At 71.2% G+C, this 21,139-nt stretch carries 22 protein-coding genes; 13 read left to right on the top strand and 9 right to left on the bottom strand.

Annotated features, from left to right (window positions below):
- Position 1 precedes the first annotated feature (1 nt).
- Complete coding sequence (locus OG714_RS06330; RefSeq protein WP_406119137.1) at positions 2–553, bottom strand: RNA polymerase sigma factor; 552 nt, start codon at positions 551–553, stop codon at positions 2–4.
- A gap of 46 nt (positions 554–599) precedes the next feature.
- On the opposite strand from OG714_RS06330, the gene OG714_RS06335 reads away from it, so the two are divergent.
- From OG714_RS06335 to OG714_RS06350, 4 genes are all read left to right on the top strand, one after another.
- The gene (locus tag OG714_RS06335; RefSeq protein ID WP_406119139.1) at positions 600–1,982 is read left to right on the top strand and encodes a serine/threonine-protein kinase; all 1,383 of its coding nucleotides are present in this window, start codon (positions 600–602) and stop codon (positions 1,980–1,982) included.
- A 144-nt stretch (positions 1,983–2,126) separates the two neighbouring features.
- Positions 2,127–2,837, top strand: coding sequence for a DUF4232 domain-containing protein (locus OG714_RS06340; RefSeq protein WP_406119141.1), 711 nt, complete (start codon positions 2,127–2,129; stop codon positions 2,835–2,837).
- Between the two features lie 7 nt (positions 2,838–2,844).
- Complete coding sequence (locus tag OG714_RS06345) at positions 2,845–4,158, top strand: arsenic transporter (protein WP_406119143.1); 1,314 nt, start codon at positions 2,845–2,847, stop codon at positions 4,156–4,158.
- 16 nt (positions 4,159–4,174) lie between these two features.
- Positions 4,175–4,669, top strand: a complete 495-nt coding sequence (locus tag OG714_RS06350) for a universal stress protein (RefSeq protein WP_406119145.1) — start codon at positions 4,175–4,177, stop codon at positions 4,667–4,669.
- 3 nt (positions 4,670–4,672) lie between these two features.
- Here OG714_RS06350 and OG714_RS06355 read toward each other — a convergent pair whose 3' ends face one another.
- Both OG714_RS06355 and OG714_RS06360 read right to left on the bottom strand, forming a co-directional pair.
- Positions 4,673–6,466: a ricin-type beta-trefoil lectin domain protein gene (locus OG714_RS06355; RefSeq protein WP_406119147.1), complete on the bottom strand. Its 1,794-nt coding sequence runs from the start codon at positions 6,464–6,466 to the stop codon at positions 4,673–4,675.
- A 699-nt stretch (positions 6,467–7,165) separates the two neighbouring features.
- Positions 7,166–8,137 carry an aldo/keto reductase gene (locus tag OG714_RS06360; protein WP_406119149.1) on the bottom strand — a complete coding sequence of 324 codons (972 nt, stop codon included), beginning with the start codon at positions 8,135–8,137 and terminating at the stop codon, positions 7,166–7,168.
- Between the two features lie 258 nt (positions 8,138–8,395).
- On the opposite strand from OG714_RS06360, the gene OG714_RS06365 reads away from it, so the two are divergent.
- The 6 genes from OG714_RS06365 (at position 8,396) to OG714_RS06390 (ending at position 14,923) form a co-directional block, all read left to right on the top strand.
- Positions 8,396–9,319 carry an endo alpha-1,4 polygalactosaminidase gene (locus tag OG714_RS06365; protein WP_406119151.1) on the top strand — a complete coding sequence of 308 codons (924 nt, stop codon included), beginning with the start codon at positions 8,396–8,398 and terminating at the stop codon, positions 9,317–9,319.
- A gap of 10 nt (positions 9,320–9,329) precedes the next feature.
- Complete coding sequence (locus OG714_RS06370; RefSeq protein WP_406119152.1) at positions 9,330–10,625, top strand: ABC transporter substrate-binding protein; 1,296 nt, start codon at positions 9,330–9,332, stop codon at positions 10,623–10,625.
- 23 nt (positions 10,626–10,648) lie between these two features.
- Positions 10,649–11,611 (top strand): carbohydrate ABC transporter permease, encoded by a 963-nt coding sequence (locus OG714_RS06375; protein ID WP_406119154.1) that lies wholly within the window; start codon positions 10,649–10,651, stop codon positions 11,609–11,611.
- Positions 11,608–12,426 (top strand): carbohydrate ABC transporter permease, encoded by an 819-nt coding sequence (locus tag OG714_RS06380; protein WP_406119155.1) that lies wholly within the window; start codon positions 11,608–11,610, stop codon positions 12,424–12,426. The genes OG714_RS06375 and OG714_RS06380 overlap by 4 nt, the downstream gene beginning before the upstream one ends.
- Before the next feature lie 38 nt (positions 12,427–12,464).
- Entirely contained in the window at positions 12,465–13,784 is a 1,320-nt protein-coding gene (locus tag OG714_RS06385; protein WP_406119157.1) for an alpha-glucosidase/alpha-galactosidase, read from the top strand.
- 317 nt (positions 13,785–14,101) lie between these two features.
- On the top strand, positions 14,102–14,923 hold the full coding sequence (locus OG714_RS06390; protein ID WP_406119159.1) for a hypothetical protein: 822 nt from the start codon (positions 14,102–14,104) through the stop codon (positions 14,921–14,923).
- A gap of 3 nt (positions 14,924–14,926) precedes the next feature.
- Here OG714_RS06390 and OG714_RS06395 read toward each other — a convergent pair whose 3' ends face one another.
- On the bottom strand, positions 14,927–15,451 hold the full coding sequence (locus OG714_RS06395; protein ID WP_406119160.1) for a flavoprotein: 525 nt from the start codon (positions 15,449–15,451) through the stop codon (positions 14,927–14,929).
- A gap of 29 nt (positions 15,452–15,480) precedes the next feature.
- Positions 15,481–15,939 (bottom strand): nuclear transport factor 2 family protein, encoded by a 459-nt coding sequence (locus OG714_RS06400; protein ID WP_406119162.1) that lies wholly within the window; start codon positions 15,937–15,939, stop codon positions 15,481–15,483.
- Between the two features lie 118 nt (positions 15,940–16,057).
- Between OG714_RS06400 and OG714_RS06405 the strand changes: the two genes are divergently transcribed.
- Entirely contained in the window at positions 16,058–16,609 is a 552-nt protein-coding gene (locus OG714_RS06405; RefSeq protein ID WP_406119163.1) for a TetR/AcrR family transcriptional regulator, read from the top strand.
- Between the two features lie 3 nt (positions 16,610–16,612).
- On the opposite strand, the gene OG714_RS06410 is transcribed toward OG714_RS06405, so the two are convergent.
- Positions 16,613–17,290: an FMN-dependent NADH-azoreductase gene (locus OG714_RS06410; RefSeq protein WP_406119165.1), complete on the bottom strand. Its 678-nt coding sequence runs from the start codon at positions 17,288–17,290 to the stop codon at positions 16,613–16,615.
- Positions 17,291–17,358: 68 nt separating this feature from the next.
- Between OG714_RS06410 and OG714_RS06415 the strand changes: the two genes are divergently transcribed.
- Entirely contained in the window at positions 17,359–18,237 is an 879-nt protein-coding gene (locus tag OG714_RS06415; RefSeq protein ID WP_406119166.1) for a sigma-70 family RNA polymerase sigma factor, read from the top strand.
- 176 nt (positions 18,238–18,413) lie between these two features.
- Here the strand turns inward: OG714_RS06415 and OG714_RS06420 are convergent, their stop codons facing one another.
- The 3 genes from OG714_RS06420 to OG714_RS06430 all read right to left on the bottom strand — a co-directional run bounded on the left by OG714_RS06420 (position 18,414) and on the right by OG714_RS06430 (position 20,476).
- Positions 18,414–18,617, bottom strand: coding sequence for a ferredoxin (locus OG714_RS06420; RefSeq protein WP_406119168.1), 204 nt, complete (start codon positions 18,615–18,617; stop codon positions 18,414–18,416).
- A 13-nt stretch (positions 18,618–18,630) separates the two neighbouring features.
- A complete protein-coding gene (locus tag OG714_RS06425) occupies positions 18,631–19,854 on the bottom strand; it encodes a cytochrome P450 (protein ID WP_406119170.1) in 1,224 nt (407 codons plus the stop codon).
- Between the two features lie 163 nt (positions 19,855–20,017).
- Positions 20,018–20,476 (bottom strand): nuclear transport factor 2 family protein, encoded by a 459-nt coding sequence (locus OG714_RS06430; protein ID WP_406119172.1) that lies wholly within the window; start codon positions 20,474–20,476, stop codon positions 20,018–20,020.
- Positions 20,477–20,673: 197 nt separating this feature from the next.
- Between OG714_RS06430 and OG714_RS06435 the strand changes: the two genes are divergently transcribed.
- Positions 20,674–21,123: a nitroreductase family deazaflavin-dependent oxidoreductase gene (locus OG714_RS06435; RefSeq protein WP_406119174.1), complete on the top strand. Its 450-nt coding sequence runs from the start codon at positions 20,674–20,676 to the stop codon at positions 21,121–21,123.
- Positions 21,124–21,139 lie beyond the last annotated feature (16 nt).

Here is a 21,139-nt window from a genome sequence, read left to right on the forward strand (position 1 = left end):
GTCAGGAGAGGTCGGTCAGCCAGGGCCTGACCTGGCGGCGGGCCTCGTGCAGCCGGGACTTGAGGGTGCCGAGCGGGATGCCGATCCGCTCGGCGATGTCGGCGTACTCCAGGTTGCAGATGTCCCGGTAGACCAGCGGCTCGACGAGGTGCGGCTGCTCCCGCTCCAGGCGCTCCAGCGCCTCCAGGAGGTCGATCTTCGAGCCGGCGATCACGCTCGTGGTGCGCGGGTCGACGTGCTGTGACACGTCGATCTCGGCCGGCTGCTCGGCGGCCCGCCGCTTCAGCTCGCGGTACTTCTGCCGGGCGCCGTTGGCGACCACCGTGTACAGCCAGGTGCTGAAGAGGCTGCGGCCCTCGAACGTGCCGATCTTCCGGGCGACCTGCATCAGTACGTCCTGCGCCGCTTCCTCGGCGTCCTCACGGCACGGCAGGAAGCGTCCGCACCGCCGCAGGACCTCGGGTCCGATCGACCGCAGCAGCTCGTCCAGGGCACCCGGATCACCGGCCGCGGCCCGCCGCGCCAGTTCCTCGGTCCGCACCGTGTCCCGCACTGGATCCACTCCTCCGCCTCGGTCTACGAGCAGGCATGATAGTCCCATGCACTTCGTCGAACAGATCGGCCGCTACAGACTCGAACGCCGCCTGGGCACCGGCGCGTTCGGCACGGTCTGGCTCGCGCACGACGACGTGCTCGAAGCGCCGGTGGCCGTGAAGGTCCTCGCCGACAACTGGGCGCACCGCCTCGACATCGTCGACCGCTTCCTCTCCGAGGCCCGGCTGCTGCGCAGGGCCGACTCCAACCGGGTGGTGCAGGTCTACGACATCGGTGAGCTGCCCGACGGACGGCCGTACTTCGTCATGGAGTACGCCGACGCCGGCACCCTCGCCGATCTGCTCACCGCGGGTCCGCTGCCCGTCTCCGAGGCGCTGCGGCTGACCGCGCTGGCCGCCCGGGGCGCCGCCGCGCTGCACAAGGCGGGCATCGTCCACCGGGACATCAAGCCGACGAACGTGCTGCTGCGCACCGCCCCGGACGGCAGCTACCGCGTCCTGCTCGCCGACCTGGGCCTGGCCAAGAGCCTGGCGCAGGGGTCGGGCCTCACCCTGGCCGCGGGTTCCGCGGGCTACCAGCCGCCGGAGCAGGCGCAGCCCGGGTTCGGCATCGACGAGCGCGCCGACGTGTACAGCCTGGGCGCGGTCGGCTACGAGCTGGTCACCGGCACGGTTCCGGGGGCGCCCGGACAGGTCGTACGGCCGGACCGGCTGCGGCCGGACGTGTCCCCCGATGTCCAGCGGGCCCTGCTGCGCGCGCTGGAACCGGACCGGGAGCGGCGCTGGCCGTCGGCGCGGGCGTTCGCGGAGGAGCTGGAGCGGCTGGCTGCCCAGGCGGCCCCCACCCGCGAGCAGCGCAGGCCGCACAGTCGGCACCGGAGTGTCGCGCTGATGGCCGGTCTGTTCGTCGTGGTGGCGGCCGGCACGGGCGCCGTGGTGCTGAACCTGCCGTCGTCGTCCAAGAGTTCCGAGCTGCGGGTCAAGGACAGCACCGGCCGGATCGTGGCCGAGGTGCCCGCCGCGTGGGGCCGTCAGCTGCGCGACTCGGGCTGGGATCCGCACGCCCTCGGGCTGACGGCGGGGCACGAGTCGGGGCTGGCCGTCGCCGACGACCTGACGAAGTGGCCGGATCTGTCGGCGGACGTGAACGGTGTGTTCATCGGCCTGAGCGAGCACGGCAGCGTGACGACCAAGGTGGACGGCATCGCCCACTCCGGCTGTCACTACGACGGCAGCCACGCCTACTCCAGCGCCACCTGGCGCGGCACGATCCGCACCTGGAGCGACTGCTCGGGCAGTACGGGCACCCTCTCGGAGACCGCGTTGCGCCTGGTGGGCGGCACCGCGCAGCCGCAGGTGTACGTCCAGATACGGCAGCACAGCGGTGACGCGACCTCGCGCATACTCCGCTCGCTGCGGGTCACCTGATCACCGTCGAAATCCAAGTCCGGGAAAGGATCCCGGCGGACTCGCGAACTTTTCGGCGCCCATCCGTATCGGACCACTGTGACGGCGCATGAGGCGCGGTCGGCACGTCGAAGAGCGTGCGGTGAACCACCAGGAGTGTTGAAGATGGCGAACACGTCCCAGTCCCTGCGCCGGGCGGCCCTGCTCGTGAGCGCGATCGCCGTCCTGGGTCTGACGACGACGGCCTGCGGCAACGGCAGCGGCACCGTGAGCAGCCCGCAGACCGAGTCGGGGACGGCCGCGCCCGCCGCCGGCGACGCCTCGGCCGACGGGTCCGGCACACCGGCGTCCCCGTCGAGCGGCAGCGACACCGCGACCGGTTCGGACTCGGCCTCCACCTCGTCGGGTTCCTCCACGTCCACCTCCACCTCCTCGGGCTCCGGCGTCACCAGCAGCAGCCGGTGCCACACCTCCGAGCTGCGGGCGAAGGTGGGCGCCAACGACCCGGGCGCCGGGCAGGAGAACTTCCCGATCGTCCTCACGAACGCGTCCGGCCGTACCTGCACGGTCCGCGGTTATCCCGGCGCCGCGTTCCTGAACGCGTCCGGCACGCAGCTGGGCGACGACCCGCAGCGCGAGTCGGGCACCACCGTCACCACGGTCACGCTGAAGCCGGGGCAGAGCGCCTGGGCGGGCCTCAGCTTCTCCAACCCGGAGGTCAGCGGCGCGAAGACGGCGACCGCGAGCTGGCTCGCGGTGACCCCGCCCGACGAGCAGGACGCGCTGCACGTGAAGTGGACGGCCGGCCCGGTGCCCCTGTCGGGCAACTCGTCCTCGGTGCGTCTGACGGTGCTCAGCGCGGGTACGGGTTCCTGATCACTGGTTGCGCGCCGCGGCCTGGTTACATGGGGCGGGCACCACGTCCCGCGTCCCGGAGGACCGTCCCCTGAACACCCCGCTCGCCGAAACCCTGTCCGTCGTCCTGCTCGTCGCCGTCCTGGTGTGGGCCGTCGTCCGTCCCTTCGGGTGGCCGGAGGCGGTGATGGCGGTCCCCGCCGCCGGGATCGCCGTGGCCACCGGGGCGATCTCGCTCGACCACGCGCGGGCGGAGGCCGAGCAGCTCGGGCCGGTGGTCGGGTTCCTCGCCGCGGTGCTCGTGCTCGCCCACTTCTGCGATGTCGAGGGGCTGTTCAGGGCCTGCGGCGCGTGGATGGCGGAGTGGGCGAAGGGCAGCCCGAGCCGGCTGCTGACCGCGGTGTTCGCGCTGGCCTCGGTGATCACGGCCGTCCTGAGCCTGGACGCCACCATCGTGCTGCTGACGCCGGTCGTGTTCGCGACGGCGTCCCGGATGGGGGTGCGTCCCAAGCCGCACGTCTACGCGTGCACGCACCTCTCGAACACCGCCTCGCTGCTGCTGCCGGTCTCCAACCTGACGAACCTCCTCGCGTTCGCGGCGAGCGGCCTGAGCTTCACCCGCTTCGCCGGGCTGATGGTGCTGCCCTGGCTGGTCGCGATCGGCGCCGAGTACCTGGTGTTCCGGAAGTTCTTCGCCCGCGACCTCGCGGCGGCGGCGCCCTCGCCGGTGTCCGGCGACAAGCCCGAGCTGCCGGTGTTCGCGCTGGCGACCGTCGCCTGCACCCTCGCCGGGTTCGTGCTGACCTCCGCGATCGGCATCGATCCCGCGTGGGCCGCGCTGGCGGGCGCGCTCGTCCTCGCCGGCCGGGCGCTGCTACGGCGGCAGGCGACCCCGCTCACGGTCGTGCGGGCCGCCGCGCCGTCCTTCCTCGCGTTCGTGCTGGCGCTCGGGATCGTGGTGCGGGCCGTGGTGGACAACGGGCTCTCGGACGCGCTCGGGCACCTCCTGCCCGGCGGGACGGGGATCGCGGCGCTGCTGGGGATCGCCGCACTGGCCGCCGTACTGGCGAATCTCATCAACAACCTGCCGGCGGTACTGGTCCTGCTGCCGCTCACCGCGCAGTCCGGGCCCGGGGCCGTGCTCGCGGTGCTGCTCGGGGTGAACATCGGGCCGAACCTGACCTACGCCGGGTCGCTCGCGACACTGCTGTGGCGGCGGATCGTGCATCAGCACGAACACGGCGTGGATCTCAAGGAGTTCACGAAGCTGGGGCTGCTCGCCGTGCCGTCGGCGCTCGTTCCGGCGGTGGTGGCACTGTGGGTGTCGCTCCAGGTTCTCTGACACCGAGGGAGGCCGAATGCGTGTGATCGCCTGGCTGGTCGAGGGCACATGGCCCACCTGTGTGGACGCCGTACGGACGCATGCGGCGGAGGCGGACGAGGTGGTACTGCTGCATGTGAGCGGGCCGGACGTGCCCGGTGTCGCGCACGGGGCGTTCGCCGGGCTGCTCGGCCGGGGTGGTCCGCAGCGTGATCCCGGGACCCGGCTGGAGGATCTCGGCAGTACGTCGGCGGCGGAGCTGCTCGACGCGGCGGCCGGGCGGCTCGGGCGGCCGTGCACCCGGGTGGAGCGGGCCGGGCGCGTGGAGCGCGAGGTGGTGGCCGCCGCCGGGGACGCCGATCTGCTGGTGCTGGCCCGTGACGGCGACCGGGCCCGGCTGGGCCCGCACAGTCTCGGGCCCGCCGTACGGTTCGCCGTCGATCACGCGCCCTGTCCGGTGCTGCTGGTGTGGCCGGAGGCGGCGCCGGGCATCTCGACCCTGCCGCCGCCACCGCCGCATCCTCCGCACTGAGGCTCAGCGGCCGTGCCCACCGCCGCCGTAACCGCCCCCGTATCCACCGCTTCCGCCCCAGCCGCCGCCCGTGCAGTAGGACGGGTAGTAGTCGCAGTAGTCCATGGTCGGGGCCGAGGTCGTCGGCGTGGACTGCGGGGTCGACGCGCTCGGCGTCGGGGTGGGCGTGGCCGTCGGGGTCTTCGACGGCGTCGGGGCGGCCTTCTTCGTCGTGGGGGTCGGCGAGTCGGTGCTGTCGGTGTCCCAGTTGACGACCTGCATCTGCGGGTCGGCCTTCGAGGTGTCGAAGACCCAGCGCTGGGCCGTGCCGTCCGCCCGGTTCTTCAGGACGAGCGCGCCGCCGCCGTCGGTGGAGGCGGGGGTCAGGGCCAGGTCCTGGTTCCAGCGCGGTACGAGGATGCCCTGGAGCGTGAAGTCGTAGCGGATGTTCTTCGCGGTCGCCGAGGACGTGCCCGTGCAGGGGGCGAGCTGCACCTCGAAGGCGAGGTGCGAGTCGAGGCAGAGGCCGGGGTCGGCGGTGCTGCGCAGCTGGCCGTCGGTCTCGTACGACCACTGCTGGCCGGCCGCCGAGGAGCAGGTCTGCAGTTCGGCCTCGGTGCCCTGGAGGGGCTTGTTGCCGGCGACGCCGATGCAGAGGCCGGACTCGACGTTGTGCAGCCGGCCGCTGAGCGTGCCCTGGGCGGTGTCGTTCTTGCTGGCCCAGGACGGGTCGGCGGATTCCTTGCCCGTGCCGGCGCCGCCGGCGGCCTGGCTCTCGGTCGTGGTCCTGTCGCCGCCGGAGCCGCCGAGGGACCACACGACGAGCGGGACGACGACCAGTCCGCTCACGGTCAGCACGGCCATGGCGAGGTTGCGGCGGCGGACGCGGCGGGCCGCCTTGTGGGCCGTTCTGAGTTCGCCGCGCCGCGGGCCGGGGTGCACCTCGAGTTCGGTCGAGGCGGACGAGACCTCGGCGGGCAGCACGCGGCTGCCGGCCCTGACCTCCATGTACGAACGCGCGCCCCAGCCGAGCACCGCTTCGGCCAGTGCGATGCCGAGTCCGGCGTTGAACTGGTTCAACTGGTCGGCGGTGTACCGGCAGTGCTTGCAGAGACTGAGGTGCATGGCGAGGTCCGGGTCGACCTCCGCGCCGCCGCGCCGGAAGGTGACGTCCAGCAGCCGGATGTACCGCATGCACTCGTCGTCCTGGGCGAGTTCGCGGTGGACCTGGAGGCACTCCTCGCGCAACCGGCCGCGGGCACGCCCGAGTTCGATCTCGGCGCCCTCCTCGTCGATGCCCAGCAGTCCGGCGGGCACCGAGAAGGGTTCGGACTCGACATCTATGTGCCACAGCAGCGTGCGGGCCGACTGGGGCAGCCGCTGGAACGCCCGGGAGATCAGCCGCCGTTCGGGCACCGGCAGCAGTCGGGCCGCGACGCGGTCGATCTCACCGTTCGCCCAGCGCAGATCGGGGTGGAGCATTTCCTGCCGGTGGTCGGCGACCCATTCCGCGGCGATACGGCGGACGGTGACCAGCACCTGGGGGCGCCAGGCCGCGGTCGGTCCGGACTGCCGCAGGGATTCCCCGAAGAGCCGGGTGAAAGCGGCCGTGGTGAGCATTCCGGCGTGGTGCGGTCCGTCGGTGCACAGCTGCGCATAGGCGAAGGCCGCTTCCCAGTGCCGGTCCAGCAGTTCGCCGACGGGTTGCAGCGCGGGCGTCGTCCCCGTCCACTTCTTCAGCTCGGCGCTGAGCTGCTCGTCGGTCACTTCGAAGTGGTGAGCGGAAGTCGGGGAATTCGAGGGACCTGCGTCCTTCACGGCTGCATTCCTCCAGGTGAAACGCGGAATTCGGCCCATACCGGCGGGTATGCGACCCTGCCGACAGGCCGACAAGGTCCGCCCGTCCGATTGATGGCATCCCGAACGTCCGCCTGGGGCAGCTCTTTTGAAGCAAGGGGGGTGACGTACGGGAGCGGCCTCGAGCGCACGGAGGGGAATCATCTATGTGCCCGCGCGCCGACAGGCACACCTTTGCACAGGTCAGCGAGGCGGAACAAGGTCTGCCTCGGTTTTGTGCTTTGCGTTCGGGTCCACGCAATTTGACGATTCGTCAATCGGGTCCGTTATGGGATTGCCACCGTATCCACACGGGAAATCCCGAAACCATTGGCCGGAGGCCGTCCGCCGCACCCGGCGCGCCGGACGTGGGGACGACCTTCTTCCGGTTTCCCCAGGTCATGTTCAGGCCACCCGACCCATTGCCGGACGAGCCGGTGACGTCACGGGAGTTGCCGACTTCCACGGCATCACCGATGAGGGAGTTCACGACCAACCAATAGGCGCGCACCCGGCCTCCCGGCACTGCGGTGTGACATAACACCGAGGAGGAGGGGTTCTCGGTCGCGCGGATTGTTCGGGTACGACGAAATCGACCGGCTCTGTACGAAGTTCACGGCGCGGCCGGGGCGGGGCCGTGCGGCACGGAGTTCATGCCGCACGGTCCGTACTGATGGTCCGTCAGGAGTGGCCGCTGATCGCGTGCGGAGCGTAGGGCTGCTCCAGCTCCTCCAACTCCTTGTCGCTCAGTTCCAGTTCGACGGCCGCTACGGCGTCCTCGATGTGCTGCGGCTTGGCCGCGCCCACGATCGGCGCGGCCACCGTGCTCTGGTGCAGCAGCCAGGCCAGGGCGACCTGGGCGCGCGGCACGCCCCGGTCGCCGGCGATGCGGGTGACCGCCTCGACGATGGCGCGGTCGCCGTCCTGGTAGAGGCGGTTGCCGAAGTTGTCGGTGCTGCTGCGCTCGGTGGTGGTGCCCCAGTCCCGGGTGAGGCGGCCGCGCGCCAGCGGGCTCCAGGGCAGCACGCCCACGCCCTGGTCCGCGCAGAGCGGCAACATCTCGCGCTCCTCCTCGCGGTAGAGGAGGTTGTAGTGGTTCTGCATGGAGACGAACTTGGTCCAGCCGTGCCGCTCGGCGATGTGCTGGTGCTTGGCGAACTGCCACGCGTACATCGAACTCGCCCCGATGTAGCGGACCTTGCCAGCCTTCACCAGGTCGTGCAGCGCCTCCATCGTCTCCTCGACCGGAGTGTGCGGGTCGGCGCGGTGGATCTGGTAGAGGTCCACGTGGTCGGTGCCGAGACGCTCCAGGCTGTGATCGATCTCGGACATGATCGCCTTGCGGGAGAGTCCGGCGCCGTTGGGTCCGGGGCGGGTCCGGCCGTGCACCTTCGTGGCGAGGACGACCTCGTCGCGGCGGGCGAAGTCGCGCAGCGCCCGGCCGGTGATCTCCTCGCTGGTGCCGTCGGAGTACACGTTCGCCGTGTCGAAGAAGTTGATCCCGGCGTCCAGCGCCTGCCGGATCAGCGGGCGCGATGCCTCCTCGTCGAGGGTCCACTCGTGGGTGCCGCGGTCCGGGAGGCCGTAGGTCATGCAGCCCAGGGAGATCCGCGAGACGTCCAGGCCGGTCGAACCGAGCTTCACGTACTGCATCGTTGCTGCTCCTGCCTTCGAGTTCGGTACCGGTTTGGAGCGTACGACTTCGTGAGTACTCGAAGTCGGGCATGTGCGCGCACCCTTGACGAGTGGCGCGGCCGGGCGCTTTGATCCTGGACGTGCCCGCGCGTGCGGCGCGGTACGCAGAGGTGCGCCCAGCCGGTAGCGGACAGGTTCCAAGCCCGGCCACAGTCGCCAGGACCGCGGCTCCATCCGGTCCGAGGCGGGGTCGTACCCGCGATTGATGGAGCGGACATGCCCGTCAGGGGTGTCTCCCGCGTCGGAGGTCTCGGGACGGCCGCTGTCCTGAGCGGCGCCGTCGCGACCGCGGCGGTACTGACCTCGTGCGGAACCTCGACCACTTCGGCGCCGGAACAGCCGTCGCGCGCGGCACCGAAGAGCCCGTCCCGCGCGGCGCCGTCGAAAAGCGCCACGCCTTCGGCGAGCGCCTCCCGTCCGGCGCCCGCCACAGTTCGGCTTCCGCCCCTCCACGCCGACTTCGACTACCAGATCGGCGGCGCCTATCCCCCGCCCGCCGGCGTCCGGATCGTCAGCCGCGACCGTACGGCGGCGCCCGCGCCCGGCCTCTACAACATCTGCTACGTCAACGCCTTCCAGGCCCAGCCGGACGAGCGCGCCTCCTGGCCCGCCGACCTGCTGCTGCGGGACGCGGACGGCGAGGCAGTCGTCGACGAGGACTGGGGCGAGGCACTCCTCGACATCGGTACGGCGGCGAAGCGGGAGCGGGTGGCGGCGCGGGTCGGCCGGTGGATCGACGGGTGTGCGGCCAAGGGCTTCGACGCGGTCGAGCCGGACAACTACGACAGCTACACCCGCTCCCGGCACCTCCTGACGGCGAACGACGCGACCGCCTTCATCGCTCTGCTCTCCCGGCACGCGCACGCCCGGCACCTGGCCATCGCCCAGAAGAACACCGTGGAGTTGGCCGGGCTCAGGAAACGGACCGGGCTGGACTTCGCGATCGCGGAGGAGTGCGCGGAGTACGACGAGTGCGGTGAGTACGCCCGGGCCTTCGCCGACCGGGTCATCGTCATCGAGTACTCCGACTCCGGTCTGCGCAAGGCCCGTTCGGGCTTCGCGGGGAGGCTCAGCATCGTGCGCCGGGACCTGGACGTGTCGACGCCCGGGAGTACCGGCTACGTCCGCAAGGTGCGGTGAGGAGGCCGTGATGGAGAACGGGATGTCACGCCGTGGGCTGCTGCTCGGGGCCGCCGCGATCGGTGCCGCGAGCGGTTGTGCGGGCGGTGCGTCGGACGGGGTCGGTGCGGACGGCCGGGTGACCGTGGAGCTGTGGCACGGGCAGGTCGACACGGGCCGCAAGGCGGTGGAGGCGCTGGTCGCCGAGTTCAACCGGACCCACCCCACGATCCGCGTGGACCCGGGCGGCGGTGGGGTGCTGGCCGACGCGATGCTCCAGAAGGTGACCGCCGCGCTGGCCGCCGGCTCGTACCCGGACATCGCCTACATCTTCGGTTCGGACCTAGCGAGCGTGGCGCGCAGCCCGCGGGTCGTCGACCTGACGTCCGCGATGCGCGACGGGCCGACGCCGTGGGACACGTTCTGGAAGCCGGTGCGGGACGCGGTCACCGTCAACGGGCGGGTGCGGGCCGCGCCCGCGGTGCTCGACTCGCTGGCCGTCGTCTACAACAAGAAGCTGTTCCGGCAGGCCGGGCTCGACTACCCGGAGCCCGGCTGGAGTTGGGACCAGTTCACCGACACCGCACGGCGGTTGACCGACCACGACCGGGGCGTCTTCGGCACCGGCTGGCCGGCCGTCGGCGACGAGGACACGGTGTGGCGGCTGTGGCCGATGCTGTGGGATCTCGGCGGCGAGGTCGTCGCCCCGGACGGCAAGCACATCGGCTTCGCCGACCAGGGCGTACGAGCCCTGCGCACCCTCGACCGACTCGGCCACGACAAGAGCGTGTACCTGGACACCAAGCCGGGCAGCGAGCAGCTCTACCAGGTGTTCCTCAACAGCCGGATGGCCATGGTCGCCACCGGGCCCTGGGAACTTCCCGACATCCTCACCGCGAAGATCGACTACGGGGTCGTGCCCCTGCCGACGTACAGCGGGCACGCGGTCACCATCTCCGGGCCCGACACATGGACGGTCTTCGACAACGGTTCGGCCCGGTCCCGGGCGGCCGTGGAGTTCGTGCAGTGGATGAACGCGCCCGTCCACGACGTCCGTTGGGACATCTCGGCGGGCGGTCTGCCGCTGAGCACGGGCACCGCGGCACGGCCGCAGTGGCGGGAGCACAGCGTCCGTACTGTCGGGCTCGACGTCTTCACCGACACCCTGCGCTCGGCCCGTGTCCGGCCCGTCCACGCCGCGTATCCGCAGATCTCGCAGGCGTTGGGCGAGGCGATCGTCTCCGTGCTGCTCGGCCGGGACTCCCCCGAGAAGGCGCTCCGTTCCTGCGCCGACAAGGCCGACGCGGCCCTGCTGATCCCCAGGTGACTTCCCCCTTCCGGGAGACCCCGATGTCCACACTGCCCCGCGCCCTCACCCTTCCCGCGCAACCAGCCGCCAGCGCCCGGGCCGCGCGTCGCGCAGCCCGTCGTCGCGCCCGTCAAGAGCGGTCCACCGCCTGGGCGTTCATCGGTCCGTCGGTCGTGGTGATCCTCGGGCTGAGTGTCGTGCCCGTCGTCTGGTCGCTGCTGCTGTCGTTCCGCGCGGACGACCTGGTCACGCCAGGCCGCTGGGTCGGTCTCGACAACTACCGGGCCCTCGCCCAGGACCCCAACTTCCGTACGGCGGTGGGCAATACGCTGTTGTACGCGGCGCTGTACGTGCCGCTCAGCCTGGTCGGCGGCTTGGCGCTGGCGCTGGCACTAAACCGCCGGATCCGGCTCATCGGCCTGTACCGCACGCTGGTGTTCATCCCGTTCGTGGTGTCGGCGACCGCGCAGGGCGTGCTGTTCTCGTTCATCCTCGACCCGGAGTTCGGCGTCGCCAACGCGCTGCTGCACCAACTCGGCATCTCCGCCCAGGGGTTCCTCGCCGACCCGGACCAGGCGCTGTATCTGCTGGTGCTGATCTCGCTGTGGAGCGGGGTGGGCTTCTGTGTCGTGGTGTACCTGGCCGCGCTCCAGGACGTGCCGCCCGAACTCGTCGAGGCGGCCCGCATCGACGGCGCCGGCCGGGCGCAGGTGCTGCGCCATGTGACGCTGCCCGCGCTCACGCCGGTCACGGTGTTCCTGCTGCTGTGGCAGTTCATCACCTCGCTCCAGGTGTTCGACCTGATCTATGTGACGACGAAGGGCGGCCCGTTGGGCTCGACGACGGTGATCGTGTACTTCGTCTGGCAGCAGGCCTTCCAGATGTTCACCGCGGGCTACGGCGCCGCGTCCGCGTACGTCCTCGCGGTGGCGCTGCTGGTGGCGGGCGGCGCGCTGCGGGTCGTACGACGGCGGCAGGGCCGTACGGAAGGAGGTCTGCGATGAGTGCGCGGCGGATGAGTGCGTGGCATCTGGTGCTGGCGCCGCTGGCGTTGTGCTTCGCGCTGCCGTTCGTGTGGCTGCTGCTCAGCTCGGTGATGACGAACGCGGAGATCAACCGCTTCCCACCGGCCTTGTGGCCCAGGGGAATCGACCTGGGCGGCTACCGCTATGTGCTGGGCAACGCGATGTTCCCGCGCTGGTTCGCCAACTCGCTGATCGTGGCGTCGGTGGCGGTGGTGTCGAATCTGCTGCTGGGGTCGCTCGGCGGGTACGCGTTCGCGCGGATGCGGTTCGCCGGCTCGCGGCTGCTGTTGGGGCTGATGCTGGCGACGATGGTCGTGCCGTTCCAGCTGACGATGATCCCGACGTTCCTGGTGATGAAGTGGTTCGGGCTCATCGACTCGCTGGGCGCGCTGATCCTGCCGTCTCTGGTGACGCCGTTCGCGGTGTTCCTGTTCCGGCAGTTCTTCCTCGCGCTGCCGAGGGAGATGGAGGAGGCCGCCTGGATCGACGGGTGTTCGCGGCTGCGGGTGCTGTTCTCGATCGTGATGCCACTGGCCCGCCCGGCGCTCGCCACGGTCGCCGTCCTCACCTTCCTGTCCACCTGGAACGACCTGTCGTGGCCGCTGATCGCGATCAACCACGACACCCAGTACACCCTCCAGTTGGGCCTGACGACCTTTCAGGGACAGCACCACACCAAGTGGTCGGCGGTGATGGCGGGCAACGTCATCACGGTGGTGCCGGTGCTGGTGGCGTTCCTGCTGGCGCAGAAGACGTTCATCCAGTCGCTGACGTCCAGCGGACTCAAGGGATGAGCGGCACACCCCGACTCCGCTTCCCTGAAAGGAACTTGATGACCGACGGCAGCGCTGTGAAGGTGGCCTTCATCGGCGCCGGCAGTGTGGTGTTCACGCAGGGCCTGCTCGCCGACCTGTTCGCGTTCCCCGAACTCGCCCACGCGCGCATCGCGTTGCACGACATCGACCCGGAACGGCTCGCCACGGCGGAGGGCGCGGCCCGGCACATCGCCCAAGTACGCGGCGCCACACCGGAGATCACCGCGCACCTCGACCGGCGATCAGCCCTCGCGGACGCCGACTTCGTCGTCAACATCGTCCAGGTCGGCATGAACGAGGCCACCCGCACCGACTTCGCGGTCCCCGCCCGCTACGGCCTGCGCCAGACGATCGCCGACACCCTCGGCATCGGCGGCATCTTCCGCGCCCTGCGCACCTTCCCGGTGCTGCGGTCGCTCGCCGAGGACATGGCCGAACTCTGCCCCGACGCCCACCTGTTGAACTACACCAACCCGATGGCGATGAACCTCCTCTACCTGAGCCGCGTCGCCCCCGCCCTCCGGGCGACGGGCCTGTGCCACTCGGTGTACTGGACGATGCACGACCTGTCCCAGCTGATCGGCGTCCCCTTCGAGGAGGTCTCCTACCTGGCGGCAGGCGTCAACCACCAGGCCTGGGTGCTGCGTTTCGAGCGCGCGGGCCAGAGCCTGTACCCGCTCCTGGACGACACGATCGCGAAAGATCCCGAACTGCTGCGCCGGGTCCGCGTGGACATGTACCGCAGGCTCGGCCACTACCCCACCGAGACCAGCGAGCACTCCGCCGAGTACGTGCCCTGGTATCTGCACCACCCCGAGGAGATCGAGCGGCTACGGCTGCCGGTCGGCGCGTACTTGGAGATCATCGAGGAGAACACCGCGAGCTACGAACGCACCCGTGAGGCCCTCGCCTCCGGCACCCCGCTCCCCGTCGAGGGCACGCTGGAGTACGCCCCGCAGATCATCCACAGCATCGTCACCGGCACGCCCCGCACGGTCTACGGCAACGTCCCCAACCGCGGGCTCATCGACAACCTCCCCGCCGACTCGGTCGTCGAAGTCCCGTGCCTGGTCGACGCGTTGGGGGTCCAGCCGACCCGGATCGGCGCCCTGCCCCCGCAGTGCGCGGCCCTCAACAGCGCCTACGTCTCCGTCACCGACCTGGTGGTCCGCGCGGCCACGGACGGCGACCCGCGGCACATCCGGCACGCGGCGATGGCCGACCCGGCGACGGCGGCGGCCCTGCCGGTCGAGCGGATCTGGGACCTGTGCGACGACCTCGTACAAGCGCACGGAGAACTGCTGCAACCGGAGCTGCGGGCGCTGCTCGGGCACTGACGGGCGTCCGGGCGAGGCGTGACCGGGCCCTCGGCCGCCGGGCGTGGGCCGGAGCCAGGAGTGGCGCGGCATCGCTCACCGGCGTCCGGCGTCGCACGACCGTCCCCGGCCGACCGACGAGGGCCCCGGAGCCGTGAGCGACACCGCGCCGGTCACGGCCGTCCGGCGTTGGTGTGACCGCCCTCGACCGCCCGGCGTGGGAGCGGCCGGGCTGCCACCGGGGACGCGCATCCTCGGTGCGGACGACCGGCGCCCGGCCGGTCGGGCCGTACGGGAGGAACGCGGTGCCGAGACGTTCGACCAGCCTGAGGATTCTGATGGGGGCGGTTCTACTGCCGCTCGCCCTGGTGTCGCCCGCGTGGGGCGGCACGGACCCGGCGCCGGCACCGCCCGAGCCGCCTTCGACCCTGTGCGCTCCCGCGGGCACCCTGCACGGCGCGCACGGCCAGCACGCCGTCGTCAGTGTCTGCGCGGGCAGCGGCACCCCGACCATGGCGGTCTCGGCCCCCGCGACCTGCGGACAGCTCAGGGCGACCGTCCGGTACGCGTGCCGTACCTCGGGCACCTGGACCGCCGAGCGCGACGGCGGGACGGTCGCGTCCGGCAAGCTTCCGGGGTCGGGCGAGTACCCGGGCCCGGGGACCTACGACTTCACGGCCACCGTGCGCGTCCGCTCCGCGCCCGAGGGCGTGGACCTGCAAGGCACTGTGCACGCCACCCTGACCCTGACCGCGCCCAGGCCGAAGGCCACGCACGGGATCGAGGTCGACCGGAGCACGCTGCGGCCCGGCTCGGTGACCACGTTGACGTACACGGTCCAGCGGCACAGTGCCGAGGGCGACGGCAGCGCGCGGTTCGGGCTGATCGCGGAGGAGGGCACGGGGGCGGAGCTGACCACGTCCGACGCCCGTTGCGTGAATCCGCTGATCGGCCGCCACCCGTCGAAGGACCGCCTCCCGCACGCCCTGGACTGCGCGCTCACCGATCTCCAGCCCGGTCACCCGGACACCGTGGTGGTCCGTGTCGCGCTCAAGTCCCGCTGTTCCACGGTGGTTTCGAAGCTGGGCTACTGGATGCCGCAGGGCCAGGCGCTGTACACCGGGGGCATGCTGGCGGGACCGACCGTGACCTGCGGCTGACGGCTAGAGCAGGTCCAGCGCCCGCTCCCAGCCGAACTCCGGCCGCCCGCCGTCCTCTTGGACCTCGCCGGAGTACGGGTCCCCGAACCGGACGCCCATCCCGCGCAGTCGTATCAGGCTCGCCCGGTAGGCGGGGTGGGCCGCCAACGCGTCGGCCACACAAGGGAGTACGACGGTCGGGACGCCCAGGCCGTGCATCTCGCACAGGGTACCGAGGGCGAGGGTGTCGGCGGTGCCCGCCGCCCACTTGTTGATGGTGTTGAAGGTGGCGGGCGCGACGATCACGGCGTCCGGCGCCGGGAAGGGGCGTGGGTCACCGGGGCTGCGCCACGCCGAACGTATCGGGCGCCCGGTCTGCGCCTCGACGGCGGCCGTGTCGAAGAAGCCGCCCATCGCCACCGGGGTGGCGATCACCCCGACCTCCCAGTCCGACTCCTGTGCGGCGGCGATCAGTCGGCCGACGTCGGCGGCGATCCCGGCGGCGCAGACGACGACGTAGAGGAAGGGCTTCGGGTCCTGTTCGGTCACCCGGGGAGCCTACTGAAGCGGAGGGGAGCCTATTGAAGCGGAAAGGACCGCCCGCGCTCCTCCTCGGGCCGCGTCCCGAAGACGCGCCGCTCCTTCTCCTCGATGGCGAGGTCGTTGATGCTCGCCTCGCGCCGGGTCATCAGACCGTGCTCGTCGAACTCCCAGAGCTCGTTGCCGTACGACCGCCACCACTGTCCGTCGGCGTCCCGGCACTCGTACTGGAAGCGGACCGCGATGCGGTTGCCGTCGAAGGCCCACAGGTCCTTGCGCAGCGCGTATTCGTGCTCGCGCGCCCACTTCGCGGTGAGGAACTCGACGATCGCGGCGCGGCCGGTGACGAAGGTGTCGCGGTTGCGCCAGACGGAGTCCTCCGAGTAGGCGAGCGCCACCCGCTGCGGGTCGCGGGTGTTCCAGGCGTCCTCGGCGGCCTGGACCTTCTGGGCCGCGGTCTCACGGGTGAAGGGCGGGAGGGGAGGGCGGTCGGCCATGGTCGTCTCCAGAGCGGAACGGGATGGGACGGGACGGGATGCGATGGAGAACGTGCGTTCTCCAGGTGGCTGCTAACGTAGAGAACGCACGTTCTCACGTCAAGGAGGGACCGGGTCCATGGACAGCGAAGTCGCCCGGGAGCAGGCGCTGGACGCCGCCGAGAAGCTGTTCTACGGGCGGGGAGTCCAGGCCGTCGGCATGGACGCCGTCCGCACCGCCTCCGGGCTCTCCCTCAAGCGGCTCTATCAACTCTTCCCCGCCAAGGAGGAGTTGGTGGAGGCGTATCTCGAACGGCGTGACCTGCGCTGGCGCGGACGCCTCGCCGAGCACGTCGCGCGGCACGATGATCCGCGGGAGCGGATTCCGGCCGTCTTCGACTGGCTGGAGCAGTGGTTCGGCGAGTCCGACTTCCGTGGGTGCGCGTGGATCAACTCGTACGGCGAACTGGGCGCGACCTCGGAGCGCGTGGTAGCCCAAGTGCGGGCGCACAAGCGGGCGTTCCGCGAGTATCTCGCCGGGCTGGTGGCGGACGCGGGGCTGCCCGACGTACTGGCGGGGCAGGTGTTCCTGCTGGCCGAGGGGGCCATGGTCACGGCGGGCATCACCGGGAGCGCGGAGCCTGCGGCAGAGGCACGGGAGGCGGCCCGTTCGCTGTCTCGGGCGCACTGACGGTCAGGCGGCGGCGAGCGCCGTGAGCGTGGCGCGGGCCCGGGCGAGGGAGTCCGCCGCCAGCTCCTCCAGGCCGGCCAGTTGGGGCAGGACGTCGACCCGGGTGAGTTCGGCGGCGACGAGGTGGAGGTTCTCCGGCGGTACGCCCAGACTGCCGAAGTAGGCCTTCAGGTAAGGCGTTTGGAAGTCGAAGTGTTCGCGCGGGGTGCCGGGGCCGTATCCGCCGCCGCGTGCCATGACCGCGATCACCCGGGTGTGGCGCAGGAGGCTCTCGCCGGTGTCCGGGTCGGTGAGCGCGCCGGGGAAGGTGACGCGGTCGATCCATGCCTTCAGGGTCGCGGGCACCGCGAAGTTGTACATCGGGACACCGAGCAACAGCGTGTCGGCGGCAAGGAGTTCGGTGATGTACGGGAGGGTCAGCCCCCACTCGCGCTGTTCAGCCGCGCTCTCGGTCAGTGCGGGGACCTTGGCGGGCGGGACGAATCCCTCGCGCTCCACGCGGCGGCCGAGGGTGGTGTAGGCGGGGGTGATCGGCGGCACCGGTGCGGCGGACAGGTCCCGGTGACGGTGGTCCGCCGAGTTGCCGTGCGCGGTGTGCCAGGTCCGCGCGAAGGCCTCGGTGAGTTGCCTGGTCACGGAGTCGGCGGTCGTGTCGGCGCTGGAGTCGATGTGCAGCAGCATGGTGTGGTCACCTCGGTCGGCTCGGGTTCGTCGGACAGGTGACGGAGCACGACGAGGAAAGGTGACCCATGCGGGGGCACGACGAGTTGGCGGAGCGGTTCGAGGAGCGGCGCGGGCACCTGCGGGCGGTCGCGTACCGGATGCTGGGGTCGCTCGGCGAGGCGGACGACGCGGTGCAGGAGGCCTGGCTACGGCTCGGCCGCGCGGGCGGCGACGGCATCGACAACCTCTCCGCCTGGCTGACGACGGTCGTCTCGCGCATCTGCCTGGACATGCTCCGCTCGCGCGCGTCCCGACGGGAGGATCCCTACGGCGACGACCTGCCGGAGCCGAGCGCCGACGAGCTGCCCGAGGACGAGGCCGTGCTCGCCGACTCGGTGGGGCTCGCGCTGCTGGTGGTGCTGGACACGCTGGGTCCTGCGGAGCGGGTCGCGTTCGTGCTGCACGATCTGTTCGCGGTGCCGTTCGACCGGATCGCGGCGGTCCTGGACCGGTCCCGGCCCGCCGCGAAGAAGCTCGCCAGCCGGGCCCGGCACAAGGTGCGGGGCACGCCGGTGGTGCCGGGCGCCGAGCTCGGCCGGCACCGGGAGGTCGTCGAGGCGTTCCTGTCCGCCGCGCGGGGCGGTGACCTCGGCGCGCTCCTCGACGTACTCGCCCCCGATGTGGTCCGCCACGCCGACCCCGCCGTGTTGCCGCCGGGCGTGGCCGCCGAGCTGCGCGGGGCCCGGGCGGTCGCGGAGGGGACGGTACTGCTGCGGCACCGGACGCGCTTCGCGGCCGTCGCTCTCGTCGACGGGGACGCGGGCATTGTCGTCGCTCCGGGAGGACGGTTGCTGCTCGCGCTCCGGGTGCGGGTCGAGGGTGGGCGGATTGCCGCGTATGAGGTGGTCGCGGGGCGGGAGGCGTTGCGGGGAGTCGAGGTGGGGGCGCTTGGGGTGGCGGATTGAGGCGGGGGCGCTTGGGTGGCGGATTGAGGCGGGCGGGCTGGAGGGATCGGCTTCGCGGCAGGAGGGGTGGCTCGGCTCGGTGGGCCGGCCACCGTAGGAACCGTTCAGCCCAGCGAGCCCGCCACCGCGCTCAGGAACCGCTCTCCCAGCAGCCCGCCCTCTACGGAGGGGCCCGCTCAGCCCACCGTGTCCGACACCGTGATCGCGCTCACCGGGCAGGCCCGTGCCGCCTCCTTGAGCATGGGGTCGTCGGTGTCCTCCTTGCCCGGCAGCACCGTGCTGTAGCCGTCGTCGTCCTGGGTGAAGACGCCCGGGGCGGCCAGGGCGCACTGGCCCGCCCCGATGCAGATGTCCTTGTCGATGTGGATTTCCGTGTGCATGGAGCGCAGCCTCTTACCAGGTCACGGGGAGTTCCAGCATCCCCTGGATCGTGTCGCCGGGTTTGAAGGGGATCTCGTCCGCGGGGACGGCCAGGCTCAGCGTGGGCAGCCGGCCGAAGAGGCTGTGCAGGGCGATCTCCAGTTCGGCGCGGGCGAGGTTCTGGCCGAGGCACTGGTGGATGCCGAAGCCGAACGAGACGTGGTGGCGGGTGGGCCGGTGCCAGTCCAGGGTGTCCGGGGCGGTGTAGACGTCCTCGTCGCGGTTGATGACCGCGGCCGAGAAGATCACACCCTCGCCGGCCCGGATCGTCGTGCCGTCCACGTCGATGTCCTCGATGGCCTGCCGCATCAGCCCGTCCACGATGGACAGCGACCGCATCAGCTCCTCGACCGCGTCGGGCAACAGCCCTGGATCGTCCCGGAGTTCGGCGAGCTTCTCGGGGTGGAGCAGCAGCGTGTAGGTGCCCAGGGAGATCATGTTGGCGGTCGTCTCGTGGCCCGCGACGAGGAGGATGATCGCGAGGGAGATCAACTCCTCGCGGTCCAGCGCCCCTTCGTTCAGCTGGTCCCGGACGAGGTCGTCCAGCACTCCCTCGCCCGGATCCCGCTGTTTGCGGTCGATCAACTCGCCCAGATACGCGTCCAGTTGATCGCGTGCGTCCTGGCTGTCCTCGGCCTTCGGACCGCGCAGCAGGCGCCGGGACTGGGCCTCGAAGAACTCGTGGTCGGTGTACGGGACGCCGAGCAGTGCGCAGATCACCATCGAGGGAACGGGCAGCGCGAACGCGGACACCAGGTCGGCGGTCGGGCCCTGGGCGATCATCGCGTCGAGCCGTTCGTCGACGATCCGCTGGATGTCGGGCCGCATCGCCGTGGCGCGCTTGACGGTGAAGGCGGGGATCATCATCCGCCGCTGGGTGCGGTGTTTGGGGTCGTTCTCACCGATCAGGGCGACCTTGCGGTTCCGGACCGCCGCGAACCGTTCGTTGGTCGCGGGGAAATCGGGCTCGGTGCGGTCGGAGGACAGGCGCTGGTCGGCCAGCAGTGCGCGGGCGGCGGCGTGCCCGGTGACGAGCCATGCCGTGCGGCCGTCGAAGAGCGTGACGCGGGTCAGTGGGCGGGCGCTGCGGAGGGGGTCGTAGCCGGCGGGCGGGTGGTAGGGGCAGGTGCGGTCCTGCGGGAAGGCGACGGGTTCGGGCACGTCGGTCAGACCCGTCAGTTCCGTCAGATCCGTCATGGAAGACCTCGCAGACGAAGAGTGCGTCATGCCGATCTTCATTAGATGCCCGAGGCACCTATGAGGCCACCTGAAGTTCGGCCAGATCGGTGGTACCTACAATCTGGCCGAACCTGATGGCCCCGACCGCCTCGACGATCACGGTCGCGGGACCGGTCCGACGTCACCCGCCCGCGACCGGAGTCCCACCGTCCGCCGGGGCGAAGGCCAGGAACACGGCGAGGCTGTCCTCGTACACGTGATGACGGACGATCAGTCCGTCCCGGACGGTGAGATGAAGGGCGAACCTGGCGCGATACGACCGTCCGGTGGGCCTGGCGGTCAGCCGGATCTCGCCGAACACCACCGCGTCCTCGCCGTCGACCAGGACCCGCTCGATCTCCGTGCCCACCTGCCCCGGCACATGGTGCGCGGCGAGGTCCCGGAAGTGGTCGGCGGCGTCGGCGCGGGTGGCGCGGTGCCGGATCCACGGGATGGAGGGACCGCCGTGCCTGTCCTCGGGCCAGTCGAGTCTCCAGTCGGTGTGCTCGGCGTACAGCTCGGCGATGTGCTCGGGCTCGGCGTGGCCGATCCGGTGCAGCAGGTCCGCCACGACGGTGCGGGTGGTCGGGGTCGTGGACATCGGGCGCTCGCTCTCGGCAGGTGATCGTGCGGGGTTCCGACTGTGCCGGAGAGGTCGTTCCGGTGCGATTACCTCCGAGGTAGTCACCCGGTGGAGGGGGCGTGGCCGAAGAGAGCCGCGGTGCGGATGAATCGCGCACCGGCTGGTGTTGAATCTCGTTGCGAGACAGCCGTAGAACGCGAGATGGGACGAATGCCATGCCTCTTGAGGGCGAGTACGAACCCAGCCCGTCGCAGTGGGTACGCGACCAGGTCGAGCTGTACGAGAGCTCCGGCGGCACCAAGGGGACGACGTTGATGGACACGGGTCTGCCCGTGATCCTGCTGACGACGGTGGGTGCCAAGAGCGGGAAGATCCGCAAGACCCCGCTGATGCGTGTCGAACACGACGGGACCTACGCCGTCGTCGCCTCGCAGGGCGGCGCGCCCAAGCATCCGGTCTGGTTCTTCAATGTCCAGGCCGATCCGCACGTCGAGCTTCAGGACGGACCGCGGAAGTGGGACCTGACGGCCCGCGAGGTCACCGGCGACGAGAAGGCCGAGTGGTGGGAGCGGGCGGTCGCCGCGTACCCCCCGTACGCCGAGTACCAGACGAAGACGGACCGGCAGATCCCCGTGTTCGTCCTCGAACCGGCCGCCGGAAGCTGACTCCTGGAGGCCGGCC

Source organism: Streptomyces sp. NBC_00989 (assembly GCF_045162655.1).
Classification (GTDB): domain Bacteria; phylum Actinomycetota; class Actinomycetes; order Streptomycetales; family Streptomycetaceae; genus Streptomyces.